At 56.8% G+C, this 19,178-nt stretch carries 19 protein-coding genes; 5 read left to right on the top strand and 14 right to left on the bottom strand.

Going from position 1 to position 19,178, the window contains the following annotated elements:
- On the bottom strand, window positions 1–261 hold a 261-nt coding region (locus BKY59_RS17915), incomplete at its 3' end, for a hypothetical protein (protein ID WP_240499993.1).
- Window positions 258–911: a ParA family protein gene (locus BKY59_RS06805; protein WP_076069988.1), complete on the bottom strand. Its 654-nt coding sequence runs from the start codon at window positions 909–911 to the stop codon at window positions 258–260. The genes BKY59_RS06805 and BKY59_RS17915, both read right to left, overlap by 4 nt.
- 142 nt (window positions 912–1,053) lie before the next feature.
- Between BKY59_RS06805 and BKY59_RS18330 the strand changes: the two genes are divergently transcribed.
- Window positions 1,054–1,281, top strand: a complete 228-nt coding sequence (locus BKY59_RS18330) for a CPCC family cysteine-rich protein (protein ID WP_420822080.1) — start codon at window positions 1,054–1,056, stop codon at window positions 1,279–1,281.
- A gap of 53 nt (window positions 1,282–1,334) precedes the next feature.
- Here BKY59_RS18330 and BKY59_RS06795 read toward each other — a convergent pair whose 3' ends face one another.
- The gene (locus BKY59_RS06795) at window positions 1,335–1,964 is read right to left on the bottom strand and encodes a histidine phosphatase family protein (RefSeq protein WP_076069981.1); all 630 of its coding nucleotides are present in this window, start codon (window positions 1,962–1,964) and stop codon (window positions 1,335–1,337) included.
- Window positions 1,961–2,578, bottom strand: a complete 618-nt coding sequence (locus tag BKY59_RS06790) for a recombinase family protein (RefSeq protein WP_076069978.1) — start codon at window positions 2,576–2,578, stop codon at window positions 1,961–1,963. Before BKY59_RS06790 ends, BKY59_RS06795 begins: the two co-directional genes overlap by 4 nt.
- Before the next feature lie 191 nt (window positions 2,579–2,769).
- On the opposite strand from BKY59_RS06790, the gene BKY59_RS06785 reads away from it, so the two are divergent.
- The 3 genes from BKY59_RS06785 (at window position 2,770) to BKY59_RS06770 (ending at window position 6,048) form a co-directional block, all read left to right on the top strand.
- Window positions 2,770–3,639, top strand: a complete 870-nt coding sequence (locus BKY59_RS06785) for a hypothetical protein (RefSeq protein WP_129586247.1) — start codon at window positions 2,770–2,772, stop codon at window positions 3,637–3,639.
- Between the two features lie 493 nt (window positions 3,640–4,132).
- Window positions 4,133–5,373, top strand: a protein-coding gene (locus BKY59_RS17065) for an IS3 family transposase (protein WP_129586246.1) whose coding sequence is annotated in 2 segments (ribosomal slippage) — window positions 4,133–4,477 and window positions 4,480–5,373 — 1,239 coding nt in all. Because the reading frame shifts where the segments join, the coding sequence is not laid out codon by codon here.
- Window positions 5,374–5,493: 120 nt separating this feature from the next.
- Window positions 5,494–6,048 carry a TIR domain-containing protein gene (locus tag BKY59_RS06770; RefSeq protein ID WP_076069971.1) on the top strand — a complete coding sequence of 185 codons (555 nt, stop codon included), beginning with the start codon at window positions 5,494–5,496 and terminating at the stop codon, window positions 6,046–6,048.
- Here BKY59_RS06770 and BKY59_RS17305 read toward each other — a convergent pair whose 3' ends face one another.
- Window positions 6,049–7,245 (bottom strand): macro domain-containing protein, encoded by a 1,197-nt coding sequence (locus BKY59_RS17305; RefSeq protein WP_129586245.1) that lies wholly within the window; start codon window positions 7,243–7,245, stop codon window positions 6,049–6,051.
- A gap of 98 nt (window positions 7,246–7,343) precedes the next feature.
- Between BKY59_RS17305 and BKY59_RS06755 the strand changes: the two genes are divergently transcribed.
- The gene (locus BKY59_RS06755; protein WP_083671938.1) at window positions 7,344–9,812 is read left to right on the top strand and encodes an AAA family ATPase; all 2,469 of its coding nucleotides are present in this window, start codon (window positions 7,344–7,346) and stop codon (window positions 9,810–9,812) included.
- A gap of 74 nt (window positions 9,813–9,886) precedes the next feature.
- Here the strand turns inward: BKY59_RS06755 and BKY59_RS17300 are convergent, their stop codons facing one another.
- The 9 genes from BKY59_RS17300 to BKY59_RS06715 all read right to left on the bottom strand — a co-directional run bounded on the left by BKY59_RS17300 (window position 9,887) and on the right by BKY59_RS06715 (window position 19,098).
- Window positions 9,887–10,720 (bottom strand): hypothetical protein, encoded by an 834-nt coding sequence (locus BKY59_RS17300; RefSeq protein WP_129586244.1) that lies wholly within the window; start codon window positions 10,718–10,720, stop codon window positions 9,887–9,889.
- On the bottom strand, window positions 10,717–12,432 hold the full coding sequence (locus BKY59_RS06745) for an ATP-binding protein (RefSeq protein WP_076069963.1): 1,716 nt from the start codon (window positions 12,430–12,432) through the stop codon (window positions 10,717–10,719). The genes BKY59_RS17300 and BKY59_RS06745 overlap by 4 nt, the downstream gene beginning before the upstream one ends.
- Window positions 12,433–12,522: 90 nt before the next feature.
- Complete coding sequence (locus BKY59_RS06740; protein ID WP_076069959.1) at window positions 12,523–13,761, bottom strand: type II restriction endonuclease; 1,239 nt, start codon at window positions 13,759–13,761, stop codon at window positions 12,523–12,525.
- On the bottom strand, window positions 13,754–14,260 hold the full coding sequence (locus BKY59_RS06735) for a very short patch repair endonuclease (protein WP_076069994.1): 507 nt from the start codon (window positions 14,258–14,260) through the stop codon (window positions 13,754–13,756). The genes BKY59_RS06740 and BKY59_RS06735 overlap by 8 nt, the downstream gene beginning before the upstream one ends.
- The gene (gene dcm, locus BKY59_RS06730) at window positions 14,214–15,473 is read right to left on the bottom strand and encodes a DNA (cytosine-5-)-methyltransferase (RefSeq protein ID WP_076069998.1); all 1,260 of its coding nucleotides are present in this window, start codon (window positions 15,471–15,473) and stop codon (window positions 14,214–14,216) included. The genes BKY59_RS06735 and dcm overlap by 47 nt, the downstream gene beginning before the upstream one ends.
- Window positions 15,474–15,563: 90 nt before the next feature.
- The gene (locus tag BKY59_RS17295; RefSeq protein WP_129586242.1) at window positions 15,564–16,178 is read right to left on the bottom strand and encodes a hypothetical protein; all 615 of its coding nucleotides are present in this window, start codon (window positions 16,176–16,178) and stop codon (window positions 15,564–15,566) included.
- An 82-nt stretch (window positions 16,179–16,260) separates the two neighbouring features.
- Entirely contained in the window at window positions 16,261–16,695 is a 435-nt protein-coding gene (locus tag BKY59_RS06725; RefSeq protein WP_240499992.1) for a plasmid mobilization protein, read from the bottom strand.
- Window positions 16,696–17,113: 418 nt separating this feature from the next.
- On the bottom strand, window positions 17,114–17,398 hold the full coding sequence (locus tag BKY59_RS06720; RefSeq protein ID WP_129586241.1) for a hypothetical protein: 285 nt from the start codon (window positions 17,396–17,398) through the stop codon (window positions 17,114–17,116).
- Between the two features lie 746 nt (window positions 17,399–18,144).
- The gene (locus BKY59_RS06715; RefSeq protein ID WP_076069952.1) at window positions 18,145–19,098 is read right to left on the bottom strand and encodes a replication initiator protein A; all 954 of its coding nucleotides are present in this window, start codon (window positions 19,096–19,098) and stop codon (window positions 18,145–18,147) included.
- Window positions 19,099–19,178 lie beyond the last annotated feature (80 nt).

Below are 19,178 nucleotides of genomic sequence, written 5' to 3'. Positions count from 1 at the left end.
CCCCCCCTCCTCCACACTAAGCTGGCGCAGCGTGCGATGCATATCCTCAGGAATATGGATCAACACGGGCTTCTTGCCTGGATGACTGCTCCGACCCGGGGCTGATGCGGTCGATCGGCGTGAGCTTCGAGCGACAGGGCTTTTTGCTGGCGTATCCGCCTCAATAGGAGGTGTGGCAACCGGCACAGGTGCCAGTTCCGGTGCTGCCTCGTGCTCGTCATCAAAGATGCCGGCAAGCGCTGAAACCTTCTTCGCCATCATGCCACCTCGCTTACTTGCTTAGTCGTATAGCCGCTTAGTCGCTTAGCCTCATCATAGGCTGATCGCAACTCGGCCGCTGCCTTGCTGTCAGGCTCGGTTTCAGCCGCCGTTTTTCCAAGAGGCGTGGCCTTGTAGAAGTCTTTGCGAAAATGAAGGCGGCTGTCGAACATAGTCACGCCCTTGGCCGAAAAGCCGGCATGGGCTTCCTGCCCCTCCCCTCCCTGATGTGGAACCTGGGTTAGGATGACGGCAAACGGAGTGCCGGCTTGTTGCACCTGCTTGATGGTTTGCAGGACGGAATGAACATCCAGCCCGCGCGGCGCGACAGGGATGATGACAAAGTCCGCCTGCTCGGCCGCCAGCATAGCAATGTCCTTCGAGTTTGCGGGCGTGTCGATGATGATGAGATCGATCTTGCCGCTACCCCGACCGCGCGAGATATGGAGGGGCAGACCGGCGACGCTGCTGTCCTTCACCATCACATCGTCAGAATCGCGACGCTCTGACCAGTAGAGGGCTGATCCCTGCCGATCGTCAGCATCAAGAATGACGACGGATGCTCCTTCCCGTGCCGCCTCAACGGCAAAGCCCGTGGAAAGAGTGGTTTTGGACTGCCCACCTTTTTGCGCGATGACCGCCCAGATCTGCATACGTGCTCCTATCGCTAAGCTTATAAGCGACTTATATCGCTTAGTCGCTTAGCACAAGGATGGTCGCTTAGTAGCTTATCCGCTTAGCCGGCAAGCAAGGATATGACAGAGGTCTGCCGGCAGAAAGCGCCCAGTTGCAGACATGGGCTACCCCAGCGATACCTATCGAATGTCAGATGAAAAGCTCTCCTCAACGCCAAGGTCACGCTGTCGGTGCTGCGGTTCGGACGCGATCGGTGAGTATGGAAACTGGGAAATCTGCGATTTCTGCGGTTGGGAGGACGATCCCGTCCAAGCGGATAATCCCAATTATGCAGGCGGCGCAAATCGAGAAAGCCTCAACGAGGCCCGATCGCGAATACGCCGATAGCGTCCGCTTTCCACCAATATACGACATTAATCGCTTAGTCGCTTAGTCGTACATTAGCTTATTGTTTGCGTTGTCGGAATTTGGTGCTGCCAGCGAAGACTCGACCATTCGAACTCCACCAGCTCGGCATTACCGATCGCCGGCGGCTCACCCTTGCGCCAAAAGCGTAGCATCTTGCCACGGTCGTCCAGCTCGGATTCCGTGACAACGGCCCGCACTGCCTGAATGAATTGCCCGTGGCTGAAAACATAGACCGGACCGGGGGAGGGGAGGGCCGCAAGCCGCCCCAAAGCGGCCTCGGCGCGGCGCAGCAGCGTACCAAAACTTTCCGCGCCCTCGCCATCGCAATAGGCCGGATTTGCTTCGCCCCAGTACCGTACAAGATGCGGTGTCCGGTCTGCCGACAAGGTGCCGTTCCAGCGGGAGGGCTGGAGATAGGTGAACTCCTCGATCGGCCACACCTCCACCGGCACGTCGGGGAAGCGCTCGATTGTCGGGGTAGCCGTCTGCTGGGTACGCAAGAAAGGCGAGGTCACGATCAGCGATGGTGCTTCGGTCCAGTCCGTCGCGACCTGACGGGCCTGGCCCCAACCCTTCTCCGTCAGCTCGATCGTCGCCAGATCATGGCACGGCATGCCGGCGTTGCCGGTGCTCTGGCCGTGACGAATGAATATGACTCTCATGTATTCCCTTCCTTGGCCGCAAGATCCCTCAGCCCCTTGTAGAGAGTGGTTCGGCTAACCTCGTAGCGTTCGGCCACGGCCGTCACCGTCGCGTCCGGATCGGTAAGCAACAGCCGTGCTTCGCGGAGCTGCTTGGGAGTGAGGGCAGGGGGCCTGCCTCCCATACGACCACGCGCGCGTCCGGCGGTTAAGCCGGCGCGGGTGCGCTCACTGATAAGATGGCGCTCGAAATCGGCGAGGCTGGCAAAGATATTGAACACCAGCTTGCCGGACGCCGTGGTGGTGTCGATCGCCTCGGTGATACTTTCGAAGGCAACGCCGCGCGTCGCCAGCTCGTTCACGTTCGCGATCAGGTCAGGCAGCGATCGGCCGAGCCGGTCGAGCCGCCACACGACCAACGTGTCCCCGGCGCGCAGCGCCTTCATGGCGTTCAACAGCTCGGGTCGGTCGGCCTGCTTGCCGGACGCATGCTCCGAGTAGATTGGATCGCACCCCTTCGCGCGCAGCACGTCAAGTTGGGGCGCAAGATCCTGGTCGGCCGTGGACACGCGCGCATATCCAATCCTGCGCGTGCCAGCATGGTCGGGGAGGGGGGAGGACGTCATGTTCAACATTCAATCCGCATAACACGGTTTCTAAACGTAGTTTCTCGCACGGGTTGTTGAACATTTCAACGCCATAAACGGCTAGGTTTTCGATCACTGCCGGCGGTGTGCATCAAACGGACGTTTGTTGAACATTACGTTGAGTTATAGGCCTCCGTGACCCATAGCGATGACCATAACGAAAAGCGGAGAAGCAGACGATGGGGGAGGCCAAACAGCGAGCGGCAGCTCGCGCCTCGGCACATACAGGTGCCGAAAATAGATTACGCCTACTTGGGATCGATACGGCGCAGTTCGGCTTTTACGATCAGCCGGCATTTGTCGCCGAGGAAAGTCGTGATCCCGAATTTCTGAACCAATATGCGCTGTGGGTGCAGTCCCGGCCGCGAACCGCCGACTATGATCAGCGGGTTCGCGACATTGTGCCGCGGTTGACTGCATTTCTAGCAGATCTGTTTGAACGCGAAAATATGCAGCGCAGCTGTGTCCACGTATCATCTATGCTGCCGCGCATCCTCGATAGGCTTGGAGTGTGGAGCTTCGGCCTTAAGGGTTCGATGATCGCTGAGGTTGCGCATGAGGAACTGTGGCGGGGACAGTCGATGTGCGACATTCCCGACTTTCCGGGTGCCGAACTTGGCCACGCGTGGGTTGTGGCGCCCCCCTTTGTGATTGTCGACGGCACGATAAGGCTACAGAACCCAACGGGCGATCCGATGAACGCATACACGCCGCCCATCGTCGCGGTTGAGAATGCGCCATTGATTAGGCCAACAGTGGACGATGTCGTCTCTGCCCAGTTGCGTGCGCAGATTTCGCACGATGAAGGGCGGGTCGATAATCAACTCCATCATCGGCTCGTGCCACAGCTCAAGGATTTCAGCCGTGAGTTTCCAAGCCGTGAGATCCGTTTTGACGATCTGACACTCCGCTATGTGCCGGCAGCCGTTCGGATCAGTGACGTTGGGCTTGAAGATATCAACGGCGCAGGTGACAAGCTGACGGGTGCCGAGGTGTGGAACGACCACGTCATGCCAGCCTTCTCTAACTATGTCGTTTCGGAGGCCTAGCCACACTGGCATACGAAGAGTTGCGGACATGAACTTACCAGCGGCCCGGGCCGGAACGCGGATACAGGGGGACGTTCACTCGCTGACAGCGAGTGCCAACCAACGCTGTTATCCACACGTAACGGCCTGGGCCGCACCATCTGTATGCGTTCAACAAACGGTTGTTTTCCGCACAAGGAGAGGAAGCTTTGAATAGTAGGTGAGCGAGCGACGGGGAGCCTTAGGAAGGTCACCGTGAGCAGTCTCTTCCAACGATCATAAGGTAGAGAGTACCTACGAGGGACGGCACGCTGATGAGGAAGCGACCTGTTACGCGGCCCTCGACAAGGAAGCTACCGAGCACGGCGGGCCCACCATTCCCACCATCGTGAAAATCGAACAAATCCGCTATACGGGGTAAAAGGCGATGGCTCTTATCCGAGTGCCGCTCTCGCATTGAGGTGGCCCCCTAAATGACCTGACAGGGCCCCGCTCTTAGATAAGAGTGAGGCATATGACTGACGGTACGACCAGGCGTTACAACGATGGCGAGATTCTCTCCGGTGTTCAGCGCCGGAGGCGGTGGACACCGGAGGAAAAGGTCCGGATCGTCGAAGAGACGTATCTACCGGGGATGAGCGTGTCGCTCGTCGCCCGCCGGCACGGCATCGGTGGCAATCAGATCTTCACCTGGCGGCGCCTGATGGCGCAGGGTGCGCTGACCGCCGCGACAGCGGGCGAGGAAGTGGTGCCAGCGTCCGAGTACCGTGCGCTCGAGGCGCAGGTGCGCGAACTGCACCGGCTGCTCGGCAAGAAGGCCATGGAGAACGAGCTGCTCCGCGAGGCCGTGTCCCGGGCCGCAGGCCCAAAAAAACTGCTGTTGCGCTCGACCTCGTTGCCGCTGGATGGACGGTGAGCGCGGTGTCAGGCGCGGTCGGAATTGCTCGCCCACACCTGTCCGCAATGCGCCATCGCCCTGCGCCCCGACCACGCGGACGACCACCGCTACCAGATGCCGAGCTGGTCGCCGACATCCGCGCGCTCGTCGCCGATCTGCCGACCTATGGCTATCGCCGCGTTCATGCTCTGTTGCGCCGGGAGGCTGAAAAGACTGGGCGCGAAGCGCCTAATCCGAAACGCGTCTACCGCGTCATGAAAGTGCACGGGCTGCTGCTACAGCGAGACGGCGAACGCCGCGAGGAACGGCGTCACGACGGCCGGGTCGCCGTCGATCTGCGCAACACCCGCTGGTGCTCTGACGGGTTGGAGATCACCTGTGACAATGGCGAGAAAGTACGCGTCGCATTCGCGCTCGACTGCTGCGACCGGGAGGCCATGGGACACGTGGCGACGACGGGCGGCATTACCGCAGAGGATGTCCAGGACTTGATGGTCGCCACCGTTGAGCATCGCTACGGACGGGTGAACCGCGTGCCCCAACCGATCGAGTGGCTTACCGACAACGGCAGCTGCTACACCGCTCGCAACACACGTGCGTTCGCCCGGGACATCGGGTTGATCCCGCGCACGACCCCGGTCAGCAGTCCTCAATCGAACGGCATGGCTGAGGCGTTCGTTCGCACCCTCAAGCGCGATTATGTCCGCGTGAACCCCAGGCCGAATGCGCAGAGCGTCATCGACCAACTGCCCGGCTGGTTCGCCCATTATAATGAGGTGCATCCGCACCGCGCTTTGCGCTATCGATCACCCCGCGAGTTCATCGCGCAAACCTGCGAGGCCCTGTCAGGCCTTTAGGGGGCAACAACACGCATATCTTTAGCAATTTCAAGTCGTAGCCGCTTTGGAGCTAACCAAGCGATCTAGCCTTGCATCGTCTCAACAGTGCTCCCAAACTGCTGATAACAGGGAGGGAACATGGCTTACCGTAATGGAACTTACATCGCATTCCATGCTGAAGGCAAAACAGACCCTACGGCATCCGACATTAGATACTATCGAATGCTAAAAGCTTGGCACGAGAATGACGGGACAGACTTCAAGTTCATCAATAGCCATGACAAGCAGAAGGCCGTCAGAGACGGCGCTGCTAAGGCCACGATTATGAAGAGCCTTCGCCTACGTCTTGATGATTCTAAAAATATGGTCCTAATCGTGGGCAAGACTACAAAGGTCGATACCGACTTTGTGCCTTATGAAATTGCCTATGCTATCGATAACTGCAAAATACCACTGATCGTTACTTATACGGATTACACGTCCATTCTTAACCCGGCTACGCTTAGACCACTATGGCCCAAGGCGCTTGCTGACCGGATTGATAATGGAACCGCTAAAGCGATCCATATTCCATTCAAGCGAGCCGCAATCGATGATGCCATAGGCCAGTTCAATTTGAGCAAGGCTCCGAGTGGCGGCGGTTTGGGCCACTATTCCGCAGAGGCCCATAGAAACTTTGGTATAAGCATTTAGCTATGCGTGGATACTTTGAGAGAGGTAGTCCCTCACCTCAAACAAATTTATCTCGAAGTTATCGGCATCACTGGGGTGCACATAGATTATCAGCCGCTTGGCGAATGGAGCATCCCGCGATGCGTCTACGAACGATTGAGCTATTTTCTCAATCATCTTCTTCCGTAGAAGGCCAACCCGCCCTCGGCCGGTACCAAGCAAAGGGATAGATAAATCCTGCATCTCGCCTTGATTGCGGACAAACGGCCATAGCTGCCTGAGCGCGGTGTCTATCATCTCGACGCTTGAGTAGGCATTGCGCTGCTCATTGAGCTTGGACATAGCCAAGAAATAATAGGCGTTACCATGTGAATTAATCTGTGCGACGGTACCGATATCGTACTCAAACTGCTTGCCGAAAGGCCGGTCGATTTGAATGCTGGGTTGCTGAGCCAAGCTATTTACAATTTGGTTATCGATATCATTGGTATTTCCCTCAAAGAACTTTGTAGCAAATTGTCCTTGAAGGCTATTTATGGAAATTAGACCGCTGGCAATATCGGTGTCAAATGTTGCATTACTGCTAATTACCACACCACCAGTTGCGTCGAGTAGATCGCCTATTTTAACTTCTATCGATAAGTCACGGCCGTGAATTTTGTACACAATGCGTGAGACGGGTCTTACTCGTGCCACAGCAAACAAGATACCTGCGCCAAGCACAGGGATGATAGCAAATTTGCTATACTGTGCTTGCTGATAGATGCCGAAAAAGTCGAGTAGCTCGATAAAGGTCCATATGACGCCTACAGCGGCGAACACGCGGGAAGCCCCTGCGGGAGTCAGCAGGGCGTACTTCCAAAATGACCGCGTTGATAGGGATCGGAAAAAGTAGCTCATGCTGCCATGATTGGACGATCCACCCGCCCACGGCAACGTCCTTGATCCGGGTCGCCGCACATGGCGACGAACCGTCCACTGACCGCGCCGTTCCTTACCGGCCCGCCCGTCGCGCATGCGTTCGGCGTTGTATGCTGTTCGACTGATGCGGGCATAGCCGAACGGATCGACCTCGCAGCGTTGGTCCGCGCCGCTGCGGTAGAACCTGCTTTGGCCGGCCTCCTTATCGCGGCTGGTTCGATCTGACGCACGCTGGCGATTACCGCGTAGCGATAGGATACCGCAGCGAACAGTCGAGTTTACGATGGCTGGAACCATGGATGACCGGCGCTATTCGAGTTGCTACAGTTTGTTCAGGGGCGGCGATAGCTTGTCGGGATTTGTCCGGCCGCACGAAGCGTTAGGCAGGATGAAACATGAAGCTCGCGACCGTGTATGCCCGTTTCTACAAGTCGTTTAACTTTGATACTGTCCGTAAGACAGCACGAAACGCTCAGCCCAAGGGAGATTGGGAACAGTACGATGGGGAGTGGTTCCCGTACGTTGAAGTACCAATAGACGATCGTTTGACGACCATCGTCGGCGCAAACGAGTCAGGCAAGAGCCATCTCCTCAGCGCCATAGAGAAAGCGGTGACAGGCCAAGAATTCAATTTACGTGATCTCTGCCGGTACTCACCTTTTTTCGGCGTCGAACGGGATCGCACTTGCTGGCCACATCTCGGGATTGCCTGGAAGGATCTTGAATCCGGCGAGGCAACAGCACTGGCGAGCCTCCTCGGCCAGGATGTGACACCGCCTGATCGCTTCATGATGTTTCGAGAAGGTCCGGACGTTCTTACAGTTTGGCTTCCCGAAACTGACGGGACTTGGAAGAGATTCGACTTGGATTCCTCCGACGGCGCGACGTTGAGCGGCCAGATTCTCCCTCAGCCGTTTCGTATTCACTCCACTGTGGCACTGCCTGACTCAGTACCGTTCAGTTGGATCGCAACAGACGCCTCACGACCAACGCTCAGTACGAACCGCCGGGCACGATCAACACTCATCGAAAGCGTGGCATCGATCGGCGGCATGCTGGGAGCGGACCATACCTCGGTCGCAGCGAACGCGGCACCGTTGTTCTCGCTGCTTCGCCCATTCGCCAACGCCCTGACGTCGATGCCCTCGACGCCGGCGTCAGACGCATCGCTGAAATTAGCGCGTACGCTCCTGCTCGATCTGGCTCAAATCGAACCAGCGAGCCTTCACGAGCTGGCCGACGCGATTGCAGATGGTCATGATGGCTATGCCAATGCCCTTACTGACAGCATCAATGCGCAGCTTGAGCGTCATCTCAATTTTCGAAAGTGGTGGGTTCAGGACAGCGATTTCGAGCTGCGGGTGACGCCGCGCGAACACGAACTGGTTTTTACGATCCGCGATCGCACCGGTACGGAATATACCTTTGAGGAACGCAGCGCGGGTCTCAAATACTTCCTGTCTTATTTGATTCAAACCCAGTCGCATCGGCCCAACGCGCTGCGCGAACGCATTCTCCTGATGGACGAGCCAGACACCTATCTTTCCGCTGAAGCTCAACAAGACCTCATGCGTATCCTGCGGGATATGGCAGAAACCCATCCGGACAGGCCAGCGATACAAGTGGTCTATGTTACCCACTCGCCATTCCTTATCGACAAGAATCATGCCGAGCGCATCCGAGTCCTGGAAAAGGGGCGCGGCCTCGACGGGACGCAGGTCGTCAGCAATGTCTCCCAGAATCACTATGAACCTCTTCGCTCGGCGTTTGGCGCGTTCGTTGGAGAGACCGCCTTCGTAGGAACGGTCAACCTCTTGGTCGAAGGGGTCACGGATCAGGTATTGCTGGCGGGTGCCGCGCGGATCATCCGAAACCGCCACCCCGGCATGGAAAACGATACGCTCGATCTTAACAGATTGGTTGTCGTTCCTTGTGGCTCAGCCAGCCATGTTCCTTACATGGTCTATCTTGTTCGGGGGCGCGATGCGGAAAAGCCGCCTGTTGTCGCGTTGCTCGATTCAGATAAAGCGGGCAATGACGCAGCCAAAGCGTTCAAAACCGACAAAAAATTGAAAGGCCTGATCGACGCCGGCCATATCCTGCAAGTGGGTGGCGTAGACTTTGGCAAAGGCGGGCCTGAGATTCAGGAGCTGGAAGACTATATCCCGCTTCCGCTCGCGGTCGCAGCTGCTAATTATTGCATTGAGGAAGTGACGCAGTTTCGTACCGCAAAAGCGCCGACACTTGAGCATGTCGCCGTCGAAGCCGCGATTACCGATGGTGGTCGCCCGATGTTCGACGCCGTCGATCATGCAGCGCGGCAGCTCGGCGGACATATTGAGAAACTGGCCTTCGCCCGGGCGGTTATCGAAATTTGCCGCGACACTCCCAGCCAAAATGACCTGAACGCATCTATCGATATCTTCCTCGGTCGCATGCGAGCACTGTTCAAGATGATCAACGTTGCACGGCGGGATGCAGAACGTGCAGCGCGCAAAGAGCGGTTATCGCAGATGGTTGATCGCCAGCAGCGGCTTTTCTTACGCGATCACAAGACTGCCGCGCGCCGCGAGCAGGCAGCCGATTTGTTCGAGGATATCGAAAGCCTGCTCGATGGATCTAAGGAAGCGGACGCCATTCGCAATCGGCTCCAAGGCCTCCGGCGTGACTTCAAGCTGGACGACGAACCCGCATCGCAGATCGTCAATTATGAAGCATTTGCTGAAGGCCTGCGTGGGTTGAAGAGTGCGCTCGCGGCCGAGCGATTGCCGGTCGACCTTCCCAGTTCACCGCTTGCCTCGGCGCCCTCCGGTGAACGAGATTTAGAAATCAAAGTTGAGCATCACAATAATACTGAAGACTGATGTACTATGAGAGGTATAATGTACATATTTAATTGATATTAAACTATTATTGTGCCTTCTCAGCCCGATATTCTCTAAGGATACACAGGTAATACACCCTGCGTCAGATATTCAATAAAATCCGCATCTTTTACGACCGCCGCGTAAAACAGATGCTGCCAAGCATTGGGAGTTGGATCAGCTTGCCCTTCCCGCCAGCTTTCGATCGTGGCAACTACATCCTGATCGTATCTGCGCATATGCGCCACATTCCGGATCAGCCGCCGGTGCTCATTGCGAAAAAAACGAATGTAGCGGCGTGCGATTTCGAGCTCTCTGAGATGTGTTGCGACAAGTGCTTTTTCCCCGTCGGTCAGATCAGGATGCGGTGACAGATTAAAAGTCGGCGTCACATAGGGCGGATCAATTGTCAGAAGTACAATCTGCGCGGTGGAAAACGTGTCCAGATAGGGGTGAATAAAATAGCGCGCAGCATCTACACCACCGGTTTTCTCACCCTTCTTGCGTTGGCAAGGATCGCACATGGGCGCGAGATTGATCGGCGTTACGGCAAAGTGTGGGAACCGGCCTTTGGGCAAATAATGATCAAGCGTATCCGGTACGCCCGGCGAGCCGCAGGCAGGGCAAACGTCGAGTTCGTGCGCACGAAGGACACTCAGCATACTACCCTGTGCTGAGCCGTCAGCAGGATGACTGTAGAGCGTTTTAAAGCTCGTAGCGCTCGACATGATCGCAGGCCATGTAGGGACATGCTCTGGCGAGCCACCTTGGGCGATATAGACACCGATGCGAGCTTTCCACTCGACCGCGATCGACCGAAAGAAAGTCCGGTTGGGTTCGCGTGTCCGCTCGGCGACGATCGCATCGACAAGATCGAGACTGGACGCTGTGGGTTCGTCCAGCTTCATGACCATCCTTCACGCTCCATCGCGCGGATTTGGATCGTAAGCTCCTCATTAATGTCCTTGCCGAGCGCCGCGATAAGCGCGTCGGCATCACCAAACTCCTTAAGTTGTTCAATTATCCAGCGTTCAAAGGGTTTGGAAGCCTCACTGTCGCCAAAGACGTAGGAGCTGATCCGTTGAATATCGCCGCCGAAAGTCTGAAACGGAGGCGGCTTGATTGAGAATCCATCCTTCGTACGAGCAAGGACATGAACGCAATCAGTCGGCACCTCACGAACCGTTACCAGCGAATGTGTTGCCACCAGTGCTTTTGAGTTAAAGCGATCAAGGATCGTCTTGAGCATATCGATGAACTGAATTTCTAGCGTAGGATGGAGAAACAATTCTGGCTCATCAATAAGAATAAGGCTGTCTCTACGAATTGCTCCTAGAATATTTATAACAATGAAAGAAAATAGCTTTTGGCCTGAGCTAAGCTCAACTTTCTCTCCATTTCGAAAGAAAGTCACGCCATCCGCTGGATTAAAAGCCTCACGTATCTTATCAAGATCGATTTCATCAATACGATCGGAACTGACCGGGATGTAGCGCTGCTCATCAACATCGATGGAGACCGGATCGACAAGCATCGTATCCGTGTAAAAGCGGCTGGCGCGGCCGGTCGCGTCACCTACATGCAGGGCCGCATAGTCGAAGGCGAACGCAGTTTTCAGCACGCGTTCGGCTGTCTCCAGCTTTTTAGCCCAACTGCGGAGGCCTCGGTATCGAATATCGTCAGCTAGACAGTCCAAGAGCGACGCCGCAGCATTTCGTTTCGGCGCTTGATGCGTCAGCACTATTCCCGGTAGTTTTTTCCCCGGCGTTTTACTCACGGATCGATCCCTGAATCCGAAGTAACGGTAAATATCCTTGTCTTGAAGCTTGTGTGCAAGCAAATCGACGGGAAACCGCTCAAACGGGCTATAGGATACTACCACGACTTGACTGAGATTGGGCTTTTCGACGAAGCCCGTATCCCGCGGCTTTCCTTCCTCGGCATCATCCAGCCAATCGGTAACAATCTGATGGAGGATTTGCGATTTTCCGACGCCGTTCGGACCAATCAGGACATTGACGCCATGGGGCAGCAATCCCCGTGTCCCAAACTTGAGTTCCAGTGTTGAGATGGCGTCGCACACATCCCTGAAGCGGAACCCAAGGTCTAGCACCGCCATGGTCTGGGCAGTAAATACCTTCCAGCCGTCTAGATAGGATTTTATCTCCCCGCGTTCGCGTTGGAGCGATTTTCGAAATGCGTCGGTTTCAATCAATCGTAAAGCATCGACGTCATTATCGATCTGCACAAGATAACTCGCATCTCGTAGTTTAAGCGCAACATCTCGCGTAGATTCAGCGCCGAGAACGTCGTTTAACTGTTCATAGAAAGTGATCTCGCCTGGAACCGATAGATAGCTTGAGTTTGGTATTGGAAATACACCATCCCACCCAGATTTTAGTAATTCGTCCAGATAGGTTTCACTGGTGTGATGGCCGTCAACCATCAGTTTGAGGTGGCCGAGCTCAATTAGATCGCCGCCTATGCGGCAGGCCGTCATGAAAGTGGTTTTGTTTCCAAAATCATCCCAATTATTAGCAAGTAGTTCGAGGACATCACCCTCAAGCTTGGGTTCTGGATTAGCACGGCGGCTTTTGCGTCCGTGATAGGTGATCTTCATACGGGTTTGATATCCAAGACACGGTGAAAGTGAGTTCACCGCAGATTATTGCTGCTCTTGTGGCTAAATCATATATGAAATCAGTCAAAACTACACGTTGATTGGCAACAATCGCACATCGCCGATAAAGCTTTCCAAGGTCTGGAGGTGGGGCCGGACATCTTTGGGAAATGTCTCAGTCAGTCCGGCCGGCACCACAAGCTGCACGCCTGCATTTGTCATCTCTCGAAACTGCGTTTCCGATACGCCTTCCTGCAACGTCAACAGGTGCTTCATCGGGATACGATTGGCCTCGTTCAGTATCTGCCGCCATCGATCGCGGCATGTCGTCTTCACCGCCAGCATGCGTAACCGATCGGCCGGGAAGGCGGGATCACGGTAAGACGCAATCGACGGGAACAGGAAGTCGGGCGTCTTCCCATCCTCGGAAACCGGCTGGTGCGCGAAGTGAGTGCCCTCGACCAACCGCTCCTCGATGAAGATCGCCCGCGCGTGCAATTCCAGCGAATGACCGGACCTAGCCTTGCGGCGCTGGAGGATGGTCTGCGCGCGTGCGATGAAGCCATCGATATTGGTGAAACCCGCCGTGATATGTGGCAGCTCGATCGCCTGCTCAACGCTCCGGAATATCTCGAACTCGCATTCCCGGCGCCGGATCAACCGGCGATCGGGATCAAGACTACTGTCGTCGCGCAGGTCGACCGCCTTGCGAATGATATCGGCGCCAGTCGGAAACTTCAGTCGCCACGCTGCCGGGATCTCATCGTCACCCAGCCAGCAACTCGTCCGCACGGCCGGCTGGGCATCGGTCGGGAACAGGCCACCCTGCGCAGGAGGCCACAGCAGCCACTTGCCAGGTTCGACCGGCCCGACACGATCCTCGACGAGATCCTCTTCGGTTTCATGACGGCAGACCCAGACATGGCATTCGGGCACCGCTGCCGGATCGGCCGCGGCAAACGCGAACACCGTCAGTGCACCGGTGCTTTCGGGATCGAGGAGGGCAGAAGCGCCGCCCCCGAAGTTCGTAACCCGCGTCTCGTCACGACCACGCCTAGCCTTCGTGTCGTGATAGTGGTTGTTGTACCAGACTGCCCGGACCTGCCGGTGATCGGCATGGGAATCCACGTAGAGATTAAACCACACGTCAGGGTTCTTCACGTCCTGCCGGTTGAGGGCGGGAAGCACCCGAAACAGGATTTCACGCGGAATATAGGGGCCAGCCTGATGGCTTCCGTTTGCCAGCGTATCGTTGCCCGACAACCGCTTCACGTACCAGGTGAACCCTGGCCCGCCATGCTCGTCCAGCCATTCGAGAATATCACCCACTGGCACGCACCGTCCCCCTGATCTCGCCGGCACGTTCGCCTGAACGGAGCCAGTCGGCCGCCAGCGGCACCACGCGATCGACGCCGATCCGCCCAGTGCCCTTCAGCGAGCATTCCCAGATTTTCAGCATGCGCCAGCCCGCATGGTCAAGCGCGGCTTCCACCTCGACGTCACGTTCCTGGTTGCGGCCGATCTTCTGCCGCCAGAAATCCTGGCGCGTACCGGGCCAGCGAAACAGCGGACAGTCATGCCCGTGCCAGAAACAGCCGTGGACAAAGACCGCGGCGTGCCAGCGCGGCAACACCATGTCGGGCTTGCCGGGCAGGCGGCGATCGTGAAGCACGAACCGGAAGCCGAGCGCGTGAAGGCCTCGACGCACGACCAACTCGGGCTTCGTGTCCTTCCCTTTGATCCCCGCCATCATCCGGCTGCGGGTCGCCGCGTCGACTACATCACCCGGCAAAGGCCATGATCCGCTCCGGCTGTTCTGGTTTTGCATCCGCGCCATCGACCAGCCACGGCATCATGTGCGCAGCAACCGCCTTCACTACCGGCACGACAACGGCGTTGCCGAACTGGCGATAGGCCTGAGTGTCGGACACGGGGATGATGAACTCCCGGCCGCCCGGTTCGTCGAAGCCCATCAGCCGGGCGCATTCGCGTGGAGTAAGGCGGCGAGGGTTTTTACCTTTCTGCTCGACAAGAATCTCTGACCCATCCTTGTAGTAGCGCGCGGACAGCGTGCGGGCGATGTCGCTCGGTCCGACCAGCCCGAACCCGAAACCGTTACCGGCCGCCTTATGCTTTGCCGCATATCCCTGAAGGTAGCGCCACAGGTGATCGGTGAGCGTGTACTTGTCCGACACCGATGCGATGTTGCCACGCGTGTAGGGTTCGTCCAGTTCCTCGCTTCCGTTCTCGGGATGCAGGATGGTGCCTAGCCGCGGCCCGGTGAACGGATCGGGCAGTTCCAGATCCGCGAAGGTGAAGGCGTTCGGATCACGAAAACCGACGATGAAGATGCGTTCACGTTGCTGGGGCACGAACGACTTGGAATTGATGACCTTCCAATGGATCTGATAGCCCAGCTCGACCAGCGTGCGGTGGATGACCTCGAACGTCCGGCCCTTGTCATGGTTGACCAGATTCTTGACGTTCTCCAGCAGGAACGCGCGCGGCCGGTGATGCTGGATGATCTTCGCGACGTTGAAAAACAATGTGCCCTGCGTCTCGTCGAGGAAGCCGTGCGGCCGGTTCAGTGCATTCTTCTTCGACACGCCCGCGATCGAAAAAGGCTGGCACGGAAAGCCGGCGAGCAGCAGATCGTGGGCAGGGATGCTCTCAACCGGTACCTTGGTGATGTCACCGGCAACCTCATGGTCGCACTCGTAGTTTGCGAGATAGGTCTTCTGCGAATATTTGTCCCACTCGCTGGTGAAGACGCATTCGCCCTCCATATCAAATCCACGACGCAAGCCACCGATGCCGGCAAACAGGTCAATAAACCGGAACTTCTTGGCCCCTTCCCCGGCCTGTCGATGACCAGCGATCAGCGTGTCCAGCATTCGCACAGCGGCTTTTCGTGGCGGGGTTTCACCGCGCTCCCAACGATAAACGGTGCGCCGTGAGAAGCCCGAGCTGGCCGCAAAGGCGTCGATGCTGACACCGGCGCTGGTACGGAGGCGGGAAAAATCAGATACAGACGATCGCACGGGCACCTCTGGGAATATTTGTGCCACCCTGTCTCTCAGATTCCCGAAAAACAAGAACAAACAGGGAAGTTTCTGCTCAGCTCGTCGCTTTCATACGGTGGTCGCTGCTGCCCACTGGCCCGACTGACGCCGTTGAGGACGATAGTTCATTCCCTTGCGAGCCGCAGGCCCCAAATTGCGGCTGAACCCGCTACGCTTCCCTACGATCATCCCCTGCGGAGACGGTCGTATTTGCCACGCGCGCGCAAAATGCGGATCCATACCTTTCAGGACGTAGCGCTTCAGGCCGGTGACGTTGTGGATCCGTCGATGCTTCACGGTACCAGATTCAATGTCCGGACCAACGGTAGCCTTCACCCATTGAGGCACCATGCCCCAAAACTCCCTGATGAGCCCACGGGGTATGTGCACGAGCCAATGGACAGCGGTCTGACCTCCTGCCGCTTCGAAGACCCACACATAGGTCGGCTGACAGGCCTTCCGGTTTCTCGGATGTCGACGGAGCCAGCGTGCAAACCAGCTTGCCAGCAAAAGCCGAAACCTTGCACTGGCGTCTTCTGGCCTGCATGCCGTTTTGGTGTAGTTGATCGTGATGAACTGGTTGAGCGGTTGGCCAATCCGTTCGGCGAGACGGGTCGCATGGTGAAGGTTCGCCGCGGGCTTCCTTCCAATTTGCATGCTCTGCCTGTTTCGGCCGTTGTTCATGGTACCTTCTCGTAATGCTCTTCCTCTGTTCCTAACTCAGCCATCTATACTAAGGAAGGGTCCGCTACGAGCGACAGGAGCGTTACCGCTGGCGTACCTTCAGTACAGCCCTCGCAACCTCACGAAGCTCAACCTGGTTCGCCTCGATTTTTTCCAGCACGCCGCGGATGATGCGATTCACCTTTTCGGGGCCCATCTCCGCAAGTTTTGCATCATCGGAAAGCCATAATTTGAGCAAGCCTCCAAGCCTGCCAAGGTCGCCATTAATCGCAACAAGATCCTGCACCTTGTCGAGATCAACCACACTGCGGGGCTGATAGCCAAGCCCGACAAGGCGGAGATATGCTGCGATCGACAAACCGGTTTGCTGCGCCAACTGCTCGATCTGACAGCCCTCTTCCACTGTCACCGGGACACGAAGGTGTCGGCCGCGACGACGGTTCTCGCCACCTGAATCACCCCCGCTCTCGTTCGGTTTGATCATCGCATTCTCCTCAACGGCGGTAGCCGCTGCCATCGTAAGGCAGGATATCGTTGAGCAGCCCCGCTGCGAATAAGGTGATGTGATGTTGGCTGGCCCGCTCGCGGGTTAGCTAACATTACCTATCCTGCCCCGTATTTCGCGTTCAGAGGGCCGTTTAGAACCCGTTACGATCTGATTATATGCTGATTATGTGAGCGTTTAGAGTTCGCGCCTCGCATAGGCACTTAGCATTTTTCGTTACATATCAACATGTTAAACGATTTTGAAACGGTGGCCTATTCACTTTTGAAAGAGAAAATAAACGGTTTCTAAACGCCAGAATAAACTGATCGTGGATTTTGACGTTCGATCATGCCGATCACGTCCAGCGCCAAATGGTCTTTATTCGTCATCACGCGCTAGGGGCCTGAATGGTTAACCCATTGCCGGCTGCGGAGGTCGTTTGCGCTAATTAGGATCCGGCCCGCCTCGATCTCTGTTGACGCTGATGTTCTTGCCTTGCCTCCCGAGCGTCGGCCTTCTCTCCATTGATGAGCGTCTGGCGCATTCCGCGCGCAGAGATAATCAGGCTTTCCAACGCCTCGCGCCCGTATCGATCACCAATGATTGCAACCAAGCACATGGCTACAATCTCGGGATGACTATCAAGCTGCCTTGCGACCAGATCTATCGTGGCCTCCAACCGATCTCTGACCACGTGGAGTTTTTCGACGGTCATATCGTAATCTTGTTTCATACCGGCCTCCTGAGCGAAATTGGAGGCAGGGCCCGGCCGGAGCCGGGCGTTCGTAACCCTGCACGTCGCACAAGGCGCCGCCGCTTTTAGGCAGAGCCCTGGACATGTGCGTCGGCCACCCGGCCGAGAAACTCGACCAGATCGACGTGATGAAGGGGTTACGACGCCCCGCGGACGGGATTGACCGTGCCGCCTGTGTAGGATCGCAGAACGGGTTAATGAGGGCAATGGTTGAAGCATATCGTTTCGCAATGCCGCTGCACGTACACACCGCCCTTAAGGCCTGTTTTTACCGGAAGCGCCCGGCCGTTAGGCCGGCTTGTGACGGCGATAGCCGGCACGAAACGAAAACGTATTGGCCATCGGCCAATTCTGCATAAGACCGCTGGCTAGTGATTGTGCGTTGAGTATTTGGGTTAAGTGATTCTATTAAATAGAATCTTTAAGAAGGTTAAGGCTTGAAAACAGGGGTAATTATCTAGCTATATCAAAGGCTTGCTGGATGACGCGGTGGGTGAAACCCCGTGCTTTGGTGGGTGAAACCCCGATAGTCGGGTGTGTGAAACCCCGAATTAAAAGTGGGTGAAACCCCGAAATTTTAGCCGCTAAAATCCATGCGAACGCTACTTATCCACAGGCTGGCGGAATTTAACCTCCTACGTCTTACCGTTTGAGGCCAACCATCCTCTGCGGGAGTGGTGTGTGATCCCCCGATATACTCGATGCGGTGGGTGAAACCCCGATAGTTACCGTCGCCCGGCTAGCTGATCCATACGGGCATCGACCTCATTAGCTCGACGCTGATCGGCGACAAACCGAAGCCGACGCTCCTCTTCCACGCGCGTTTTCTCGGCGAAGGCCAAGGCGTCTGCCTCGCCGCGGAGCCTGAACAACACGGCCGGGCTTTTGTCAGCGGTGTGGGTCAGTTCCATGCCATAATCGGGAAGCTGATCGGCTTCGATGACCCGTCGCAACATCCGGTTGAATTCCTTGGGCTTGGCATCGCTACCCGTTTTGTCCCGCAACAGCTCTACACGACACACCCACCCGCCACGCTGCGATCCGGCGTGTTTGCGCGCGATGCGGTACAGAGCGCGCTCAAGACCACCTGACAGCAGAAAATAATCAGGATGCATCGTGAGAAGCGACTTCTCGTTCACGATCCCGTCGTACACCCAATCCGATAGGGTTAGCGTCATGCCGCGAGGCTGTTCAGAATCCGCGTCGGTATCAAAGGTCCAGCTATCCAGCCAATTGAAGCCAGCCTTTTGCCGGCGTGTCGTGGCGCGGATCGACGTGGTTATGGATGTTGTCTGGAGACGAAGGAGCGCTGCCTGAAGCTCCTGATAGTCCCGGCCGCCCGTGCCGCGTTTAATTGCCCGCAACAGGTCGTAGGGCGTCGTCGTTAGCGTACGGGGCAGGTCATTGACCCCTTGCTGCTTCATACGATTCAGCGTTGATGCTGCCCATATCAGGATGTCGGCATCCCAGATCGTCGCCATTCCATAGTCAGGTATCGCCTGAACGCGCACCCAGGCATCGCCATCAGGACTCTGGTATTCGATCGGCTTCAGGCGCTTACGCTTCTGGAGCGAGAAGAACGGACGCTCCATTACCTCCCGCTGATCCTTGAGCGAGAGATCCCCAAGTGCCGGGATGAATAGGTCAAACTCAGGGCTTGGGTCGCGCCGCTTGCTCATGGCGCAAACCTGGCATGCCCTCGCTTCACCAGATACTGGCGCAGCAGCCGTTCCGTAATTACCGTCAGGGGCTCCCCCCC

The organism is Sphingomonas montana (assembly GCF_001956315.1).
Lineage (GTDB): Bacteria > Pseudomonadota > Alphaproteobacteria > Sphingomonadales > Sphingomonadaceae > Sphingomonas_R > Sphingomonas_R montana.
Note: the sequence above shows the minus strand (reverse complement) of the source record. Positions and strands in the feature narration are given on the sequence as shown.

Coding starts and splice junctions, on each gene's coding strand:
- BKY59_RS06785 (WP_129586247.1), top strand. CDS start 2,770: ATGGGGGAGGCCAAACAGCGAGCGGCAGCTCGCGCCTCGGCACATACA.
- BKY59_RS06755 (WP_083671938.1), top strand. CDS start 7,344: ATGAAGCTCGCGACCGTGTATGCCCGTTTCTACAAGTCGTTTAACTTT.
- BKY59_RS17295 (WP_129586242.1), bottom strand. CDS start 16,178: ATGAACAACGGCCGAAACAGGCAGAGCATGCAAATTGGAAGGAAGCCC.
- BKY59_RS17305 (WP_129586245.1), bottom strand. CDS start 7,245: ATGGTTCCAGCCATCGTAAACTCGACTGTTCGCTGCGGTATCCTATCG.
- BKY59_RS06720 (WP_129586241.1), bottom strand. CDS start 17,398: ATGAAACAAGATTACGATATGACCGTCGAAAAACTCCACGTGGTCAGA.
- BKY59_RS06735 (WP_076069994.1), bottom strand. CDS start 14,260: ATGCAAAACCAGAACAGCCGGAGCGGATCATGGCCTTTGCCGGGTGAT.
- BKY59_RS06805 (WP_076069988.1), bottom strand. CDS start 911: ATGCAGATCTGGGCGGTCATCGCGCAAAAAGGTGGGCAGTCCAAAACC.
- BKY59_RS06745 (WP_076069963.1), bottom strand. CDS start 12,432: ATGAAGATCACCTATCACGGACGCAAAAGCCGCCGTGCTAATCCAGAA.
- BKY59_RS06770 (WP_076069971.1), top strand. CDS start 5,494: ATGGCTTACCGTAATGGAACTTACATCGCATTCCATGCTGAAGGCAAA.
- BKY59_RS06795 (WP_076069981.1), bottom strand. CDS start 1,964: ATGAGAGTCATATTCATTCGTCACGGCCAGAGCACCGGCAACGCCGGC.
- BKY59_RS18330 (WP_420822080.1), top strand. CDS start 1,054: ATGGGCTACCCCAGCGATACCTATCGAATGTCAGATGAAAAGCTCTCC.
- BKY59_RS06790 (WP_076069978.1), bottom strand. CDS start 2,578: ATGTTGAACATGACGTCCTCCCCCCTCCCCGACCATGCTGGCACGCGC.
- BKY59_RS17300 (WP_129586244.1), bottom strand. CDS start 10,720: ATGAAGCTGGACGAACCCACAGCGTCCAGTCTCGATCTTGTCGATGCG.
- BKY59_RS06725 (WP_240499992.1), bottom strand. CDS start 16,695: ATGGCAGCGGCTACCGCCGTTGAGGAGAATGCGATGATCAAACCGAAC.
- BKY59_RS06715 (WP_076069952.1), bottom strand. CDS start 19,098: ATGAGCAAGCGGCGCGACCCAAGCCCTGAGTTTGACCTATTCATCCCG.